1 protein-coding gene is annotated in these 539 nt (G+C 44.2%); it reads right to left on the reverse strand.

Translation table 11 applies throughout. The features are described 5' to 3' along the window. Window positions 1-117: 117 nt before the first annotated feature. Window positions 118-429, reverse strand: coding sequence for a transposase (locus tag AAEY83_RS12780; RefSeq protein ID WP_025650617.1), 312 nt, complete (start codon window positions 427-429; stop codon window positions 118-120). Window positions 430-539 lie beyond the last annotated feature (110 nt).

Here is a 539-nt window from a genome sequence, read left to right on the forward strand (position 1 = left end):
GTTCAATATCGATAGGCTTAGTCTGTGTGCCATAGTAGTAGCTGCTTTTAATGATGCCAAATAAGTCACATAGTCGGCGTTTACTGACGCTTTTGTCTTGCTCTGCAAGCTTGCTTATCAGCGATAGCCGTTCAGGCTGTCCAAGGCCAGCAGAGCAGAAGCCTTTTTTAATATGTCGCGCTCCATAGTGAGTCGCTTAACCTGCTTACGCAATTCTTGTAGCTCGCGCTGTTCATCCGTTAAAGCGTTGCCGACTTTAGGTGCTTGGCCATTCGTTTCTTGTCGATACTGACTCAGCCATTTCTGCAGGGTGGATTTGCCAATGCCAAGTGAGCTTGCTACATCAGGTATTTTACGCTTATGCTCAGTCACTAAGCTGATGGCTTCAAGCTTGAATTCTCGGGTATATTGATTGCGATTGTTGGTCATACTAGTTTCCTTCTTTGGGTTATTATAACCTCTTAGAAGCTGTCCAATTTTATTATGCCACTACAGTCACTATCGGTGAGTTTAGAGACTTTGCGTAAAAGTGAAACAGG

Source organism: Psychrobacter sp. TB20-MNA-CIBAN-0197 (genome assembly GCF_040309765.1).
Lineage (GTDB): Bacteria > Pseudomonadota > Gammaproteobacteria > Pseudomonadales > Moraxellaceae > Psychrobacter > Psychrobacter submarinus.